The sequence below is a fragment of the Mycolicibacterium sphagni genome (assembly GCF_002250655.1).
Classification (GTDB): domain Bacteria; phylum Actinomycetota; class Actinomycetes; order Mycobacteriales; family Mycobacteriaceae; genus Mycobacterium; species Mycobacterium sphagni.
Genome location: NZ_NOZR01000031.1, coordinates 54,765 through 69,738, shown reverse-complemented (window position 1 = coordinate 69,738; position 14,974 = coordinate 54,765). Strand labels below are relative to the sequence as shown.

General features: G+C 66.8%; 12 protein-coding genes. 7 read left to right on the top strand and 5 right to left on the bottom strand.

All coding sequences use genetic code 11. The features are described 5' to 3' along the window. Together CG716_RS26360 and CG716_RS26355 are read right to left on the bottom strand one after the other, a co-directional pair. Positions 1 to 740 (bottom strand): hypothetical protein (locus tag CG716_RS26360; protein WP_094484083.1); only part of this gene is annotated, 740 nt, incomplete at its 3' end. A 54-nt stretch (positions 741 to 794) separates the two neighbouring features. Next, positions 795 to 1,976, bottom strand: a complete 1,182-nt coding sequence (locus CG716_RS26355) for a serine hydrolase domain-containing protein (protein WP_094484082.1) — start codon at positions 1,974 to 1,976, stop codon at positions 795 to 797. Positions 1,977 to 2,239: 263 nt separating this feature from the next. Here CG716_RS26355 and CG716_RS26350 point away from each other — a divergent pair, with 263 nt between their 5' ends. Next, complete coding sequence (locus CG716_RS26350) at positions 2,240 to 3,868, top strand: metallophosphoesterase (RefSeq protein WP_094484096.1); 1,629 nt, start codon at positions 2,240 to 2,242, stop codon at positions 3,866 to 3,868. A 6-nt stretch (positions 3,869 to 3,874) separates the two neighbouring features. Here CG716_RS26350 and CG716_RS26345 read toward each other — a convergent pair whose 3' ends face one another. Together CG716_RS26345 and CG716_RS30375 are read right to left on the bottom strand one after the other, a co-directional pair. Continuing rightward, positions 3,875 to 5,524: a PecA family PE domain-processing aspartic protease gene (locus CG716_RS26345; protein WP_094484081.1), complete on the bottom strand. Its 1,650-nt coding sequence runs from the start codon at positions 5,522 to 5,524 to the stop codon at positions 3,875 to 3,877. 16 nt (positions 5,525 to 5,540) lie between these two features. Continuing rightward, positions 5,541 to 7,652, bottom strand: coding sequence for a PGRS repeat-containing protein (locus CG716_RS30375; protein ID WP_165774311.1), 2,112 nt, complete (start codon positions 7,650 to 7,652; stop codon positions 5,541 to 5,543). 209 nt (positions 7,653 to 7,861) lie between these two features. Between CG716_RS30375 and CG716_RS30925 the strand changes: the two genes are divergently transcribed. Beyond that, positions 7,862 to 8,383, top strand: a complete 522-nt coding sequence (locus CG716_RS30925) for a hypothetical protein (RefSeq protein ID WP_094484080.1) — start codon at positions 7,862 to 7,864, stop codon at positions 8,381 to 8,383. Beyond that, positions 8,380 to 9,027, top strand: coding sequence for a hypothetical protein (locus tag CG716_RS26330; protein ID WP_234818044.1), 648 nt, complete (start codon positions 8,380 to 8,382; stop codon positions 9,025 to 9,027). Before CG716_RS30925 ends, CG716_RS26330 begins: the two co-directional genes overlap by 4 nt. A gap of 8 nt (positions 9,028 to 9,035) precedes the next feature. On the opposite strand, the gene CG716_RS26325 is transcribed toward CG716_RS26330, so the two are convergent. Then, positions 9,036 to 10,400: a flavin monoamine oxidase family protein gene (locus tag CG716_RS26325; protein ID WP_094484079.1), complete on the bottom strand. Its 1,365-nt coding sequence runs from the start codon at positions 10,398 to 10,400 to the stop codon at positions 9,036 to 9,038. A gap of 107 nt (positions 10,401 to 10,507) precedes the next feature. Here CG716_RS26325 and CG716_RS26320 point away from each other — a divergent pair, with 107 nt between their 5' ends. From CG716_RS26320 to CG716_RS26305, 4 genes are all read left to right on the top strand, one after another. Further along, entirely contained in the window at positions 10,508 to 11,956 is a 1,449-nt protein-coding gene (locus CG716_RS26320) for a hypothetical protein (protein ID WP_094484078.1), read from the top strand. 27 nt (positions 11,957 to 11,983) lie between these two features. Beyond that, complete coding sequence (locus CG716_RS26315) at positions 11,984 to 12,349, top strand: hypothetical protein (RefSeq protein ID WP_094484077.1); 366 nt, start codon at positions 11,984 to 11,986, stop codon at positions 12,347 to 12,349. A gap of 272 nt (positions 12,350 to 12,621) precedes the next feature. After that, positions 12,622 to 13,146 (top strand): MBOE_33420 family protein, encoded by a 525-nt coding sequence (locus CG716_RS26310; RefSeq protein WP_094484094.1) that lies wholly within the window; start codon positions 12,622 to 12,624, stop codon positions 13,144 to 13,146. Further along, positions 13,146 to 14,933: an ABC transporter ATP-binding protein gene (locus tag CG716_RS26305; protein WP_094484076.1), complete on the top strand. Its 1,788-nt coding sequence runs from the start codon at positions 13,146 to 13,148 to the stop codon at positions 14,931 to 14,933. Before CG716_RS26310 ends, CG716_RS26305 begins: the two co-directional genes overlap by 1 nt. Positions 14,934 to 14,974 lie beyond the last annotated feature (41 nt).

The window sequence follows — 14,974 nt, the reverse complement described above, 5'->3', positions numbered from 1 at the left end:
CCGTCCTGCCCACCCCAGCCGCCGTCCTGCCCGCCGCCTGCGTCCAGACCCTGGTCGTACCCCTGGTTGAAGCCTTGGTCGAAGCCCGAGCCGTAGCCGTTTTCGAATCCCGATGCGCCGTAGCCGACGCCGCCCATGCCGGAGAACAACGCGTCGAACAGCAGCACCGAACCCACGCCCCAGGCGCCGGCCACCAGTGCCGTCTTCCACCACGGCTCGCTGTACCAGCCGGCAGGCACCGGACGGCCCGCGACCTGGCCGCCGGGGTAGTAGTTCGGGGTTCGCTGGCTGGGCACCGGGGACGCCTCGATATCGCGCCCCTCGAACTGCACCTTGCGGTCCTCGGTGACCGCACCCGCCGACCTCTGACCGGCCATCGTCTCCAACTCAGGGCCGGGATCCATGCCCATCGCGGTACGCGCGGCGCGCACGTAGTACAGCCCCTCGATCGCGCTTTCCTTGGCCAGCATCGCCTGTTTGGCGGTGGTGGCCTGGTCGATCTGCGACGAGGCGGCGGTGAATCGTTCCGAGGCGTCGGCAAGCGCCTGGGTAGACGCGTCGTTGTTTCCGGATAGGTTCAGCACCTGGCCGCCGAGACGTTCGATCACCCGCCGCGCGTCAGCCTTGGCGTCGGCCAGCGAGGCTGCATTGCGAGTGCCCGAGGCCCGCGACGAGCTCACCACCGCCAGCACGATCGCCGCGACAACAACAAGGATGAGCACGACCAGGACACCGTTCATGGCGTCCACAGTACCGATCCTGTGAATGTGCCCTAAGGGACGAGAATTTGCCGGTCAAAGAACGCCGACTGCGCGGTAGACCGCGTCGCTCAACGCGGTGCTGCGAGGGTCCGCATTGCACTTGGTGGCGTCGAAATAATTCATCACGTACGCGTAACCGATGCGGTGTTCCAGGTCGACGAACCCGTACGAGCCACCCGACCCGCCGTGGCCGAAGCTGTGCAGGTTCGGTCCGGCCACACCGCGCTGGTTGAGCATGTAGCCCAACCCCCAGCCGTGATCGGCGACGCGCGCACCGAGCACGACGTCGGCGTCGAAGCCGCCCTGCGACACCCGGACCGATTCCAAATGGTCACGGCCCAAGAGCTTTTCCTGCGCCAGCCCGTTGTAGAACGTGGCCAAGCCCAGCGCCGAGACGTGGCCGTTGGTGCCGGGGAATTCGGCACAGCGCCACCGCGTGAGTTCGTTCGAGCCGAGCTCGTCGTCCGGGACGAAGCCCATTGCGATCGACAGCCCGGCCATCGGATGCTCATCGAGGGAGACGGGGTGACCCGGCGCCTCGCCGTTGGCGAGCACGTCGCGGATGTGCGGCTTGTTGACCATCTCCGCGCAGCGATCGTGTTCGGCCTCCGGCAGGCCGATGTGCACGTCGATGCCCATCGGCTCGGCGATCTCGGTTCGCAGATATTGGCCGATCGTGCGTCCGGTGACGCGCCGGACCACCTCGCCGAGGATGAAGCCGAAACTCACCATGTGATAGCCCTGGGCTGTGCCGGGCGGCCACCATGGCTCGGCGGCGGCCAGGTCGGCGCACACCCGGTGCCAGTCGGTGGTGTCACTCCAATGCATGCGGGTTCGCGGTGCGATCACCCCGGACCGGTGACCCAGCACCGACGCGATCGTGATGTCGTGCTTGCCGTGCTGGGCGAACTCCGGCCAGTACCGGGCGACCGGCGCGTACAGGTCGATCTCGCCGCGATCGGCCAGCAGGTGCACGCAGGTACTGGTGAGGCCCTTGGTCCCGGAGAAGACGCTGGCCAGCGTGTCCTGCCGCCAGTGCCGCCGGCGGCGGGCGTCGGCATAGCCGCCCCACAGGTTGACCACCAGGTCCCCGTCGACCCACACGGCGACAGCGGCGCCGACTTCGTCACGAAAGGTGAAGTTCTCCTCGAAGGCGTCGCGAACCGCGTCAAATCCCGCGGCGCACGCGCCGCCAATGGGGATGTAGTCGCTCAACGCGCCTCCTGGCCGACGGTCCCAACCGGGGCGGGTGTCGGGAGTTAGGGCTGAATTTACGGAGGCGAGGTTAGCTAGAGAAGCTGGGAGGACGATTGGAGCGCAATCGAAACCATGTCGTAATTAGCGCTGGCGCCCATAACCGCCCCACAAATAAGTTCACTTGGAGTTTCCTGCGGATTCCCCGATCTCGGGGGGTGGTGCGTCACCATCCTGGGGTGGAGATTCCCGACACGGGCATTCCGCCGGCGTTAGCCGCCCGGATGACAATGGCCGAGCAGCACGAATGGCATCAGGCGTATCTGCGCCGTCACCGGGTTTCCCGGCGCAACTTCCTGCGTGGGTCGGCGGCCGCGGCGGCGATCGCCGCGGTGGGCGTCTCGCCGTTCGGGCGCCGCGCCTACGCGCAGGACGCACCGCTGGGGGTGGCAGGCCGCCGCGTCGGATTCGGGTCGGATGCCTCGAGCCAGCTGAGACTCGCCGCCCAGCTGTCCCGCAATCCCGGCGCAACCAAAATATTCGTCGACCACGGCCCGACACCCGGATTGGGGGCGACGGTCCAGGCCGAAATCCGCAACCTGGTGACCCAGATCCCGGACAGCAGCGGGGGAGTGCTCTCTGCTGAGCAGTTCTACGCCCACGTCCCCGTGGACGGCCTGCCCGGACGCACACCCCACTTCTATCAGTGGCGCACCGACGACGGCTTTGTCAGCGATGTGCGCTCAGCGACCACTGCGATGCCCAGCGCGCGAAATGCCCAGGGCTGGTTCAGGTTCACGATGATGGGCGACCAGGGCACCGACGACACTCCCACACTTCCACCGGGACTCAAGCCGGGAATTTACGACGACAACTACTACAAGCCCGACAACGATCCGGGGGTTGCGCACACCCAGAACGTGCTGAATCAGATCATCGCCTCGCGCCCCGACTTTCATGTGCTGGCCGGCGACATCGCCTACGCCGACCCGACGGGACTGGGCAAGTCACCGCAGTTCGTCCGAAAGGGCGACCCACCCAAGGGTTTCGACAAGTTCAACCCGTTCGTCTGGGACGTGTACCTGGGTTCCATCGAGGCCAGCGCGTCGACGACGCCGTGGATGTTCGCCACCGGCAACCACGACATGGAAGCCGCCTACCCGGTGCACGGCTACGGCGGCCACCTGGCGCGGCTGGACTTCCCGGCCAACGGCCCGGCGGGCTGCCCGTCGGTCTACTCGTTCACCTACGGCAATGTTGCGGTGCTCTCGCTGGATGCCAACGACGTCAGCTACGAGATCACCGCCAACACCGGTTACTCACACGGGGCGCAAAACAGTTGGGTGGAAAGGACATTGGCCGCGCATCGGGCCAACCCTGACATCGACTTCATCGTCGCCTTCTTCCATCATTGCGCCTATGCCACGGTCGCCGACCACGCCAGCGACGGGGGAGTGCGGGCGGCGTGGGGCCCGTTGTTCGACCGCTACCAGGTTGACCTGGTCCTGCAAGGGCACAATCACGCGTTCGAGCGCACGGACCCGATCCGGGGTGGGGTGCCCACGCGAGTCGCCGAGGACAACGCGATCGTCTACCCGGAGACCGATGGCACTGTCTACTACACGGTGGGATCGGCCGGGCGGCCGCGATACAACTTCCAGCCCGGCGAGCAGGAGAGCTACCGCGGCCACGAGCTGCCCGATACTTTCGTGCCCAACAGCTACGTCTGGACGGCTGACAAGCACAAGCAAGCCGAGGCAGTCGGCTGGTCACGGGTACGCTTCCGCAACTACGCCTTCATCCGTGTCGACGTCCGGCCGGGAAACCTGATGAGCGAGATGGACGTCACCGCCGTCGACGAATACGGCCAAGAATTCGACAAGCTGACCTACCGCCGCCAGGTGCGCACCTGACGTTTGTCAGAAGTAGTCGAAGTCCGTGGCGCCCAACCGATCCGGGGTTCCGTAGTCGATGTACATCGGGCCGAGCTGCCACGGGATCATGCCGGTGTTCGGAAGGGATGACGACGTGGCCTCATCGTAGAGAACCGGGCTGTTCGAGTTGGTGATGGTGTAGGCGTACAACAGAGTCTGACCGTCGGCGGAGTACACCGAGACCTTGGTACCCGGCTTCAGGCTTTGGGTTTGGCCTTGGCGGGCGTCCCCAGCGACCGAATAGGGCAGGCCGCCGTAGACCCCACCCGAGTCGACGTTGGTCTTGAGCGTCGTCTTCGGCCCGTCGTTGACCTGCACCTGCACGTTGCCGATGGGGCCACCGGCGACCGACCCCTTCGACGGCAGCGGATTCGGGCCGAACACCACCAGCCCCCACGAGCCGATGATGTTCTGGTACATCAGAACTCCGTCTTTGGTCTCACCGGGCAGTAGCGCAGGCACGGTGGGGCCGGAGCCGGAGTTGGCTCCGATACCCAGCGTGCCCACCGTGCCGATGCCTGCGGTTCCATAGTTGTCGAACGCAGCTTCGGAATCCGCGTCGACGATCTTGATGTTGAACGGTGCGGTGACCGCGCCGCTGCCGAAGTCGACGGTCGTCATGTACGTGTGATAGGTGTAGGAAACCGAAAAGCTGCCGTCGCCGTAGCCGCTTTCGCCTGACCCGGTTGCCGGCCCAAGATTGTTCTGTCCCACATACTTTCGCAATATGGTGAGGCCGGAGGACCCAGTGTCCAGTTGCACGGGCACGACGGGACCGCCGTTGACCGAGATGTAGACGATCTGGCTTGTCCCGACCGTCCGCATCAAGCGCAAGGCGTAGACCTGGCCGTTAGTTTGCGCCGCTCCGATCAGCCCGGCGGCCTCGGATGCCGCGGTGGGGGATCCGAGAAGCCCCACGACAGGGACGGATAGATCGGCCGCGTTCAGGGCCAGGCCCGCCGCCGTCGGCAGCATCAGTGTCGCCAGCAGCGACAGCTGGGCGAGCTGATGTGCGACCGGAACTCCGGTGGTGTTGGCCACCGACGCCTTCGCCCCGTTGATGGAGTTCTGCCAAGTGTTGAGCGCCCAGGCGGCCTCGGTCAAAAACATCTGGGGCACAACAGAAGCCACACCGGCCACGACATTGCCAGTGCCCCACGTCTTGGCCTGCAGGAGGCTCTGGGTCTGGGCGATCTGCTGCAATGCCAGCTTGACCGCGCTTCCCGGCACGATGACTTCGTTGCCAGGTAGATAGGACTCGTTGCCGTAGGTGGGATCGGGAGTGGCAGCCGAGGAGGGGTCTGTCGATTCGGCGGCGGCGGTCGTGGTTGCGGTCGGCTTGGCCGCCGCGACGCCGGTGCCGCGCTGGGTGGTGGTCGCTGCGGCGGTCGCCGACGTGTGGCTGGACGTAATACGGCCGGCTGAAGGCGCCAAAGTGTTTCGGGGCCGTAGATGTCCCGAGCCCGCATTACTGGAGGCGGAGGTACTGGATTCGCTCTTCGTCCCGGAGGCGCCCGATTGTCCGGTATCCGCGGACGCGACGGCGCTGCCGGCGGCCAGCGCCACACCGATCCCCACGGTGATCGCACCCGCGCCAAGCCAGGCATACGGCTGACGTGTTCGATTCTGTTTCATCGGAATTCCCCCATACCTAGTGTGCGGTGCCGTCTGAGCCGTTGCGGCCACCTGATCCACCGATCCCGCCGCTGCCGCCGTTCTCACCCTTGCCCGGCGTGGCGTTCGTCGGCGTCGAGGCCGTCGCGTTGCCGCCATTGCCGCCGTTCCCACCCGTCCCGGCGATCAACCCGCCGTACGCGCCGCTCCCACCGCCCCCGCCTTTGGCGAGGCCGTTGCCCTTCGCGGTTGCGGACCCACCGTTGCCGCCGCGACCGCCGGTACCGAGGATCGCGCCGCCCTGACCTCCCGCCGCGGCGGTGCCGCCGGTCGCGGAGTAGGTGCCGCTGGCTGTCGCGTCGCCCCCGTTGCCGCCGCGGCCCCCGGTGCCGAGGATGGTGGTCGGGCCTGCCACGTTGTTACCGCCGCTTCCGCCGTTTCCGCCTTTCGCGACGCCATTTTCGGAGGTGCCGTTTCCGCCGCTTCCGCCGTTTCCGCCGGTGCCGACGATTGCGCCCCCAGCGTCGCCGCCCCGACCGCCGGCGGTGCCGCCGGCATTCGTTCCCGTCGTCCCGCCGCCGTTTCCGCCGTTTCCGCCGGTACCGACATTGGTGTAGCCGCCCTGACCGCCTACGCCGCCAGATGCGAAGGCATTCGGATCGGTGCTCGAGGAACTGGCGGTGCCCCCTTCGCCTCCACCGCCGCCATTGCCGATCATGGACATACCCCCGTTGCCACCGTTGCCGCCCCAGGACGACGACTGCGTGGATGTGGCAGCGCCGCCGTCACCTCCGCGCCCTGCCGTACCGACGTCGGTGCTACCGCCGCCGCCGCCGGCGCCTCCGACGACGGTCGCTGATGTGAAGGTGCTTGTCGAGTCGGCGGTTCCGCCGTTGCCGCCGGTACCGCCGGCGCTGAGGGTCGACGCTCCTCCCGCGCCGCCCTTGCCGCCATAGGAGGACCACTCCTGGGAAACGCTATTGCCGCCGGTGCCGCCGGTGCCGCCGCGGCCGAGCAACGAGGCGCCGCCATCGCCGCCATCGCCGGCGGTGGCCGTCTGCGCGTCGGTATTGGCATTGCCGCCTCCACCGCCAGTCCCGCCCGGGCCGAAGAGGCCTTGACCTCCCATGCCGGCTTTGCCGCCGAAGGATCCGCCTTGTTGGGACGTACCAGCGCCGCCGTTGCCGCCGGCCCCGCCAGCGGTCACGGATGATCCGCCTTCTCCGCCCGTGCCTCCCGTGCCGACGCCGTTGACCGCATCGCCGGTGCCCCCGGTCCCGCCGCTGCCGGCGACGCCGATGGTGGTCGATCCGCCGTTGCCGCCGGCGCCGCCAATGGCCTGACCGGAGAAGCTGTCGTGCGCGTCGCCGCCCTTGCCGCCATCACCGCCATCGCCGCTGACCCAGCCACCATTTCCGCCCCTGCCGCCCATCGCCCCCGTGGCGCCGACGACTGTTTGGCCGGTGTTGTAGTCAGTGCCGCCGGTGCCGCCATTGCCGCCATTGCCCAGGACGGCGCCGCCGTTACCACCATTTCCGCCCTTGGTGGCCGTCGACGTCCGGTTTCCGGCGGCGTCGTACACCGCCGCCGCGCCGTCTCCGCCGTCGCCGCCATTGCCCAACAACAGGCCGCCGTGACCGCCGTTGCCACCGGCTTTCGTCGCGGTTCCTTCGCCGCCGTCACCACCGTTACCGAAGAACAGGCCGGCGTTGCCGCCATTGCCGCCGTTGGCGCCGTTGCCGCCATTGCCCCACAGCAGGCCGCCGTTGCCGCCGTTGCAAGCGCTGCCGGTGCAGTCGGCCGGTGCGTCGAGCCCATTGCCGATCAGCCACCCGCCGGGCCCGACGATGGGCGGCATGGTGCCTGCCGCCGCGGCCAGGGCCAGGGGCCGGGAGTCGGAGGTGGCCGATGCCTTCGCGTTGTGCTCGAGCAGCCAGATGTCGTCGTCGGTGGTGGCCGCAGGGCTATGCGGGACGAACGCGAACTCGATCGACGTCAGTTGCACCGCGGGTTTGGCAGGCTCTGTCGACGCGGCGCCGATCACGGCGGCGATGCCGCCGGTCAACGCCGCACCTGCGACGACTGCATGCGTAACCGGCAGAATTCTGCGCAGTGGTATCCGACGGTCCAGCGAGCGGCGATCAGCCACGTTCCCCCCCAACGTCAACCACGCGATCGGCCAAGGAGTTTGCCAGCGGCTCGCGCGATGCAAGGAACAAGTTAGGACCGGTAAGTAGCCAAGTCAAGCGACGCGTCGGGTCTGCTGCGGTATGAGTTATCTGCTGGGGTGTCGGGTGGTCCTCGGCGGGCAAGATTCCTGCGAACCGCACATCAGTGCACTATAGGTTCGGTTCGCCCATGACTCGTACGGTGCTGGTCCTGCTGTCGGCGGGCGTGCTCGCGCTTGCCGGATGCGGGGCGCGGACACACACTGATGTGCTTCCGGCGCAAGCGAATACGGGACCCTACGCGGTGTTGCTGGAGGCGGCGACGAACCTCGGCGATTCGCGCGCGGAGACCGTTCAGCTGACCGCAGAGTTGAGCGACACCCAGTCCCCGGACCGGCTGCGGCGATGGGCGGCCGCCCACGGCTTGTCGGTGCGCTGGCAGCCCGGTGCCGGGTGGGCGGTGCTGCAGGGACCGCCGGCCAGTGTCGCCGCCGCGCTGGGTGTTTCGGTGCACGACTATCGCAACCCGTCCGGCGAGCAGTTCTACGCCTCACCCGACTTGCCCATCCTGTGTCCCAGCTGCGGGCACGTCGTCCCCGATATGGCGTTCTGCCCCGCGTGCGGTGTTGCCGCGCAGGCCGCGTCCCTCTCGTCGCGGGAGGCGCGCCGGCGAGACCGCCCGATACCGGGAACCGAGTTGGTGGGCCGATGAGCGCGCCGTCGGTGTCCCGCGAGCTGGTGCCTGGCTACTCGCTGCTGGCGGGGGCATATGAGGCGCGGCCGGTGCCGTACACATCGCTGCGGCGGCTGCTGATCCCGATGATCGCGGGATTGGTCGTGATAGTCGGTGCGACGACTGCGGCGTCGCTCCTGGCCGCCGCCCCGCCGGTTCAATACGCCTGCCCGCCGGACTGCGGCCAGCCACCGACCGGCATTCCGGTGCAAGCCAATCCGCGCTTCTCGCCGGCCGACGGCTCGTGGTCGGTGGCCGTCCCGGGACCCGGGACGGCCTACACGATCTCCAAAGAGGACGACGGCGTCAACGCGGTCTTCACCGGCGGTGACGGCGGCACGATGGAGCTGTTCGGTGTTCCTGCCAAGGGATGCAGCGCAGAGCAGGTTGTCGACGACCTGCTGCACGAGAAGCAGCCCGACGCGACCGTGGCCTACGTTCTGCCGAAAGCGACAGTGGGCTATCAACTCGGCTACGGCGCCGCGATCGGCCCGTACCGCCCGTTCCGGCCGTTCCGGCCCGGCGACGGACCTAGCCTGCCGTCGGGTGCCAACTTGCAACTCGCCCAGGATTTAGGCAGGTACATCAACAGCTTTCAGTGGAAGGGCGACCCGCCGCGGTAGCGGTTGGTTCAGGGAACCGCTGCTGGTTCGCACTGCATGACCTCCTTGGCCGCGCGCTCACCCGAGCGGACGGCGCCGTCGACCCAGCCGTGCATGACTCCCGACGTTTCGGTACCCGCCCAGTGGATGCGACCGCAGGGCTCGGTGATGGCAGGCCCGAATTCGGTGAGCACACCGGGCGGGCAGTGGCTGAGCATGCCGCCGCCCGAGTACCGCTCTACCGACCAGTCCTGGTCGAGGAAAGCCACTGGCGTGGCGGCTTTTTCGCCGAATCGGTCGACCAGGTTGGCCAACACTTCTTTGGTTCGCTCGTCGGCGTCCATCGTGGAATACCGTCGGGCTTCGGCGCCTTCGGTGATCACGCACATCACCCCGGGCCTGGGCTGGTCGGTGGAGGCGTCGATGGTCAGCGTCGCCAGTGTGCCCGGCGCGAACGTCTGGCCGGTCAGGCCGTCGTTCCGCCAGAATGGCTCGTCGTAGACGATGTTGATCTTGACGACGGCGCCGCTGGGCATGCGCTGGTGCAGGAACGACCGGTCGACCGGCAGCATCGGCTCGAACAGAATCTGGCTGGCGATCGCGATCGGCACGGCCACGATTACGCGGCTGGCGTGCACGGTCGTGTTGTCGGCCTCCACAGTGACGCCGTCGTCGTCGTGGACGATGCGCCGCACCGGCGTGTTCAGTTGGAGTGAATCCCCCAGCTCGGCGGCGATGGCACCGGAGACCGCACCCATGCCGCCGACGATGCGGGAGTCCTGGGACCCGTCCTTAACGCCGAGCACGAAGGACGGCCCGCCGCCGGAGGCCAGCTGCCGCAACACGAACAGCATCGAGGTCTCGGACGCAGCGGACGTGTACAGGCCTGCGATCGCCGCTTCAAGCAACGTGTGTGCGGGTTTGGACAGCGTGCGGTCGGCGAGCCATTCGGCGTAGGTGATGCGATCTAGCTTGTCGGCGTTCTTCGCTTCCCAGGGGGCATCCAGCGGGATCGTCTTGCACAGCCGGGTCAGGTCGAGGAAGACCGCGCCCATGTTGAGTGCCGCCCAGGGGCTCATCGTCAGCGGGATGGTGCCCTCGTAGCGGTAGTGCTTGCTCTCGACGACCATCATGGCCTCGCCGTCGATGTACTGCTTGTAGCTTCCGACGCCGAACTCCTTCATCAGCCCGTAAATGGCGTCCTGCCCCGGACCGATCCACGCGCCGCCGCGGTCGATCCAAATGCGTTCGGGGCCTTCGACGGTGAACGTACGCCCACCGACTCGGTCGCGGGCTTCCAGTAGGGCCACCGACCGGCCCGCTTGTCGGAGTCGCAGTGCGGCGGTCAGCCCGGCAAAGCCGGCGCCGACCACGCAGAAGTCGATATCGGCCATGGCCTATCGTGCGCCTGGCCGTAAGTGGGCTGTGGCCGTTTTGGCAAAGTGCTAACCTGCTCGCCGCAAGTCCCAGGAGGACGATTGAGCATGGACGACGATTGAGCATGGACACTGTACGTACCGCCGTCGTTTTCGTGCACGGTCTGCTCGAGCGCCGCCCCATGGACAACTTCGATGACTTCGCCAGGACAGTTCTGCCGTCGGACGAGGACCATTGGGCGTACTACCCCCAACCCGTCGAGATCACCGACTCCTACGAGGCGCGCCGCTACGTCGTGCCCACGGCGGGCGTAGAACTCTACGAGTACGACTCGTCGTTTCTGATGACGAGTAGTCGCTACGCGGGATTCATGGCCGCGCTCGCACGGGTGTTCCTCCGCCGACCGCGCCACGTGCCCGACCAGTTGTTCGGCATCTGGCGCGCGGCGTGGCTGGCAGTGCTCGTTCCGCTCGCGGTGCTGGTGGTGCTGTTCGTGGTGGGCGGCTACTTCCTGCACACCGGGGTGGCCGGATGGATCGTCGGACTGGCCACCAGCGTGGTGGTTCTGACGATCGGGCTGGCCGTGCTCCGCGCCGCGCCGCGAGCGTTGACCCGGAGTTTCCTGACGACCGGATTCGTCAACGTCGCCCGCTACTTCGACCTGATGGCGCCAGAGTCCCATGCGGCCCGGCGGGCGATCCGCGGCGGGCTCGTCGATTTGTTGCACACGCTGCACCAAGGCCGCTACGCGCGGATTGTCTTGGTGGGCCACGGCATCGGCGGCTACATCGCCTACGACGCGCTGACGACACTGTGGGAAGAGACCCACGAACTCCGTGCGGCACCGGCTGAGAGCCCCGATGGTCTCGGGTCGTTGGCCAGCCTCGAGTCGGCCGCCGACGGATTGGCGGGGGAGGGCACACTCGACGATTTCCAGGCCGCGCAGTTCGCGTTGTGGCAGGACCTGAGGATGCAGGGAAATCCTTGGCGGATAACCGATTTCGTAACAGTCGGGACGACGATGGCGCTCGCTGACCTGTTCATCGGCCGTCCTGGAATCTTCAGCGGACTCAGCCGCTCGGACAATCGGCGGCGTGAGCTTTTCGACCGACTGACCCGCAGGGGAGTGGTGGTCCGGTGTCCACCCCGGTCGGAGGCGTTGCCTGTCAATGCCGTCGAGCCGGGCCCGGCGAGCTTCAGCTCTGGTGATTCCGCTGTGCTGGGTGCGCAATCGCCGTTCGCGGTGACTCGCTGGACCAACCTCTGGTTCCCGGTGCACCGTGGCAGCATTCGCGGTGACTGGTTCGGGGGTGTGCTTCGGCCGTTGTTCGGGCCGGGCATTCGCGAGATCGCGGTTACCGGGAATCTGCCCGAACGGTTACGACCGGGAGCCGCGCAGAACCAGTATTTCAAGCGCCCTGACCGCGATGCCGAGGGCGACGTGGCCTTCCACCTTCGCGAAGTGCTTGCCCTTGATAACTATTCGGGGATCGACACCTCAATGACCGCGCCCGAGCCGGACCCGGCAACGGTGGGCCGGGTCGTGTATCGATCCTGGCAACGCAGTATGTGACGGGGCGCTCTGCGCCATAATTCGCATGTGCCGGAAAACTCTGGACAGCACTCGCCCGTCGTGACGCGGGTGGCGTGCGGGCTGTGCGCAGTCGCCGCGCTGCTGCTGGCGCTCATCGCCGGCTCCGATCTCTACCTCGCCGGCTTCCCTGACTCCCACTTCACCGACTACGACCTCGCGGCAGCGACACCCAAGCGGGTGCTGACGTGGGTCGAAATCGGATTCTTTGTCCTGTTCCTGTTGCTGGCGGTCTCGCCGATGAGTGCCCGCGCGCGCACCGGTGCGCTTGTCGCCGGCATGGTCGCGCTGGTACTCGTCGTGCTGGCCCAATGGGTCGGCATCCCTTGGTATTTCACCAATCATCTCGGTCTGGACAATGGAGTCGGTGGCTGACTTAATGTGATGTAGATCACTTCTGAACTGTGAACCATATCGGGCCTCTCCTCGTGAACCGGAGCAGTCCGCCAACGAAGGCGGCCCCTAGGAAGGGGCGGGCCGATGTCGCTTGCTGTGGCGGGAGTGATCACTGCGACGGCGGTAAAGGTACTCGCCACGGCGGCAATGCATTTCCCGGGCGATCAGCCTATCCGGCTACCCACGAGGTATTGATGTGTTACGCACACACGATGAGACTGAATCTCGTGAGCGCCGTGGCTGTTAGCGCGATGTCGATCATGTCGATCATGTCGATCATGTCGATCATGTCGATCGTGTCGCCGGTCGCCCATGCCGATGGCGCCGAACCCCCGCCGCTGAACGGGTACTACAACCTGTTCATCGACTTCTCGCGGCAGACGTTCAACGGTGCGCCGACCCCGATGAATCCGATCACGGTGCCCGTCTCGTTCAGCACTCACTGCGATGTGAACGGGTGCGTGGCGACCATGGACAATGCCGGCGACCACGCCCGCAATCCGGGCGCACCCGTGGCATACGAATATCGGTGGAACATCGACCGGTGGGAGACCAGCGGCGAGTATCCCTACTTCTGCGATCGCACCGACCCCAAAAGTGCCGTCCAGGCCACTCGCTCGGACTACTGGATCCCGAACCCCGACGGCGGCTTCTTCGGTGAGCGGACCCTCGTCATCGGTGGCACCGGCTGCCCCGGCGAAGGACCGGGCACCCACTTGCTGCCGATCTCGCTGTCACCCATCGATCCACCGCCGGCCCCTCAGGCGGACGGGTGATGATCGTCCCGCCGTTGCTACGAGACGTGTTGCGCCCGCACCGGGTGACGATGGCACTGATCCTGGCCACGATGCTGGTGCAGATCGTGATGACACTGGCCGCGCCCTGGCCCCTCAAGATCGTCATCGACAACGTCATCGGCACGCACCGCCAGTTCTTCTGGATCAACGCGATTCTGTCGCAGTTGGGCAGCAAGGCGCATATCGCGGCGGCCGCCGGAATCGGGACCGTGCTCATCGCCGTCACGGCGGGCGCGGCGATGTATGCGGGCAACTACCTCACCGAAGGCCTGAGCCAGCGCATCGGAAACGATTTGCGGCTGCGCCTCTACCAACAGCTGCAACGACTTTCGCTGGCCTACTACGATGCGAACCGGATCGGGGCCATCGTCAGCACCCTCACCAGTGACGTCCAGACGATCCAAGGATTCGCCTCGGTGTCCACCCTCAACATCTTCACCAACACCCTGACGGTGTTCGGGATCGTCGTCGTCATGTTCTTGTGCCGTTGGGATTTCACGCTCATCGCGCTGACGGTCGTGCCGTTCCTGGCGATCTTCGTGCTGCGCGTCAACAGGGCCGTGCGGGACGCGGTCAAAGAAGTGCGGATGCAGCAGTCGGATCTGGTGGCCACGCTGCAGGAGGGGCTGCAGATGATCCAGGTAGTGCAGGCCTTCGGCCGCGAGGATCACCAGGAACAACAGGTTCGCAATGCCACCACGCGGACGATGACGGCCTGGCTCCAAGCCCGCCGCCGGTCGTCGGTGATCTCGCCGGTCATCGCCTTGGCGGTGGCGCTGTGCACCGGCCTGGTGTTGTGGCGTGGCTCGCTGCTGATCATGGCCGGTGTCATGACTATCGGCGCGCTGACGATCTTCCTCGCCTACTTGGCCAGGTTTTTCCAACCGGTGCGTGACCTCGCCGAGATGGCCAATACCTTTGCGCAAGTGGCGGTATCGCTGGAGCGCGTCGAGGCTGTCTTCCAGGCCGACGAGGTCATTGCCGACCGGCCGGACGCAAAGGTACCGCCGCCGTTACGCGGCGGTATCACATTCTCCCATGTGGCTTTTGGCTACCGGCCCGGCGTCCCGGTATTGCGGGACGTGACGTTCACGATCAGCCCGGGCCAGATGGTCGGTATCGTCGGGCCGACCGGGAGCGGCAAATCGACTGTCGTCAGCCTCATTCCGCGTTTTCGTGACCCCGACGCCGGACAGATCTTCATCGACGGCGTCGACGTTCGCGACTACCGGCTGCGCGGCCTGCGTAGCCAGATCGGCTTCGTGCTCCAGGACACGGTGCTGCTTCGCGGATCCATCAGAAGCAATATCGCGTTCGGCCGGCCGGACGCGACGGAGCCCGAGATCATCCGCGCCGCCGAACTCGCCAACGCGCACGAGTTCATCAGCCGCATGCCCGACGGCTACGACACCGTGGTCGGCGATCGCGGGTCGACACTGTCCGGTGGGCAACGTCAGCGGATCGGGATTGCTCGGGCGCTGATCCGGGACAACCCCATCCTCGTCCTCGACGAGCCGACCGCAGCGCTGGACGCGGAATCCGAACACCTCGTGATCGAGGCCCTCGAACGGTTGATGGAAGGCCGCACTGTGGTCACCATCGCCCATCGCCTCAGCACACTGCGCAGTGCCGACAAGATCGTCGTCATCGAGGACGGCGTGGTGTCAGAAGAGGGCAGCCACGGCGACCTGTTGGGCCGGGGCGGAACGTATGCGCAGCTGTGCCGTCTGCAGTTCGAGGGTCGAGCGGCCCGAGATCGGCCATAGTGCTCGAGATCGGCCATAGTGCTCGAGATCGGCCATAGTGG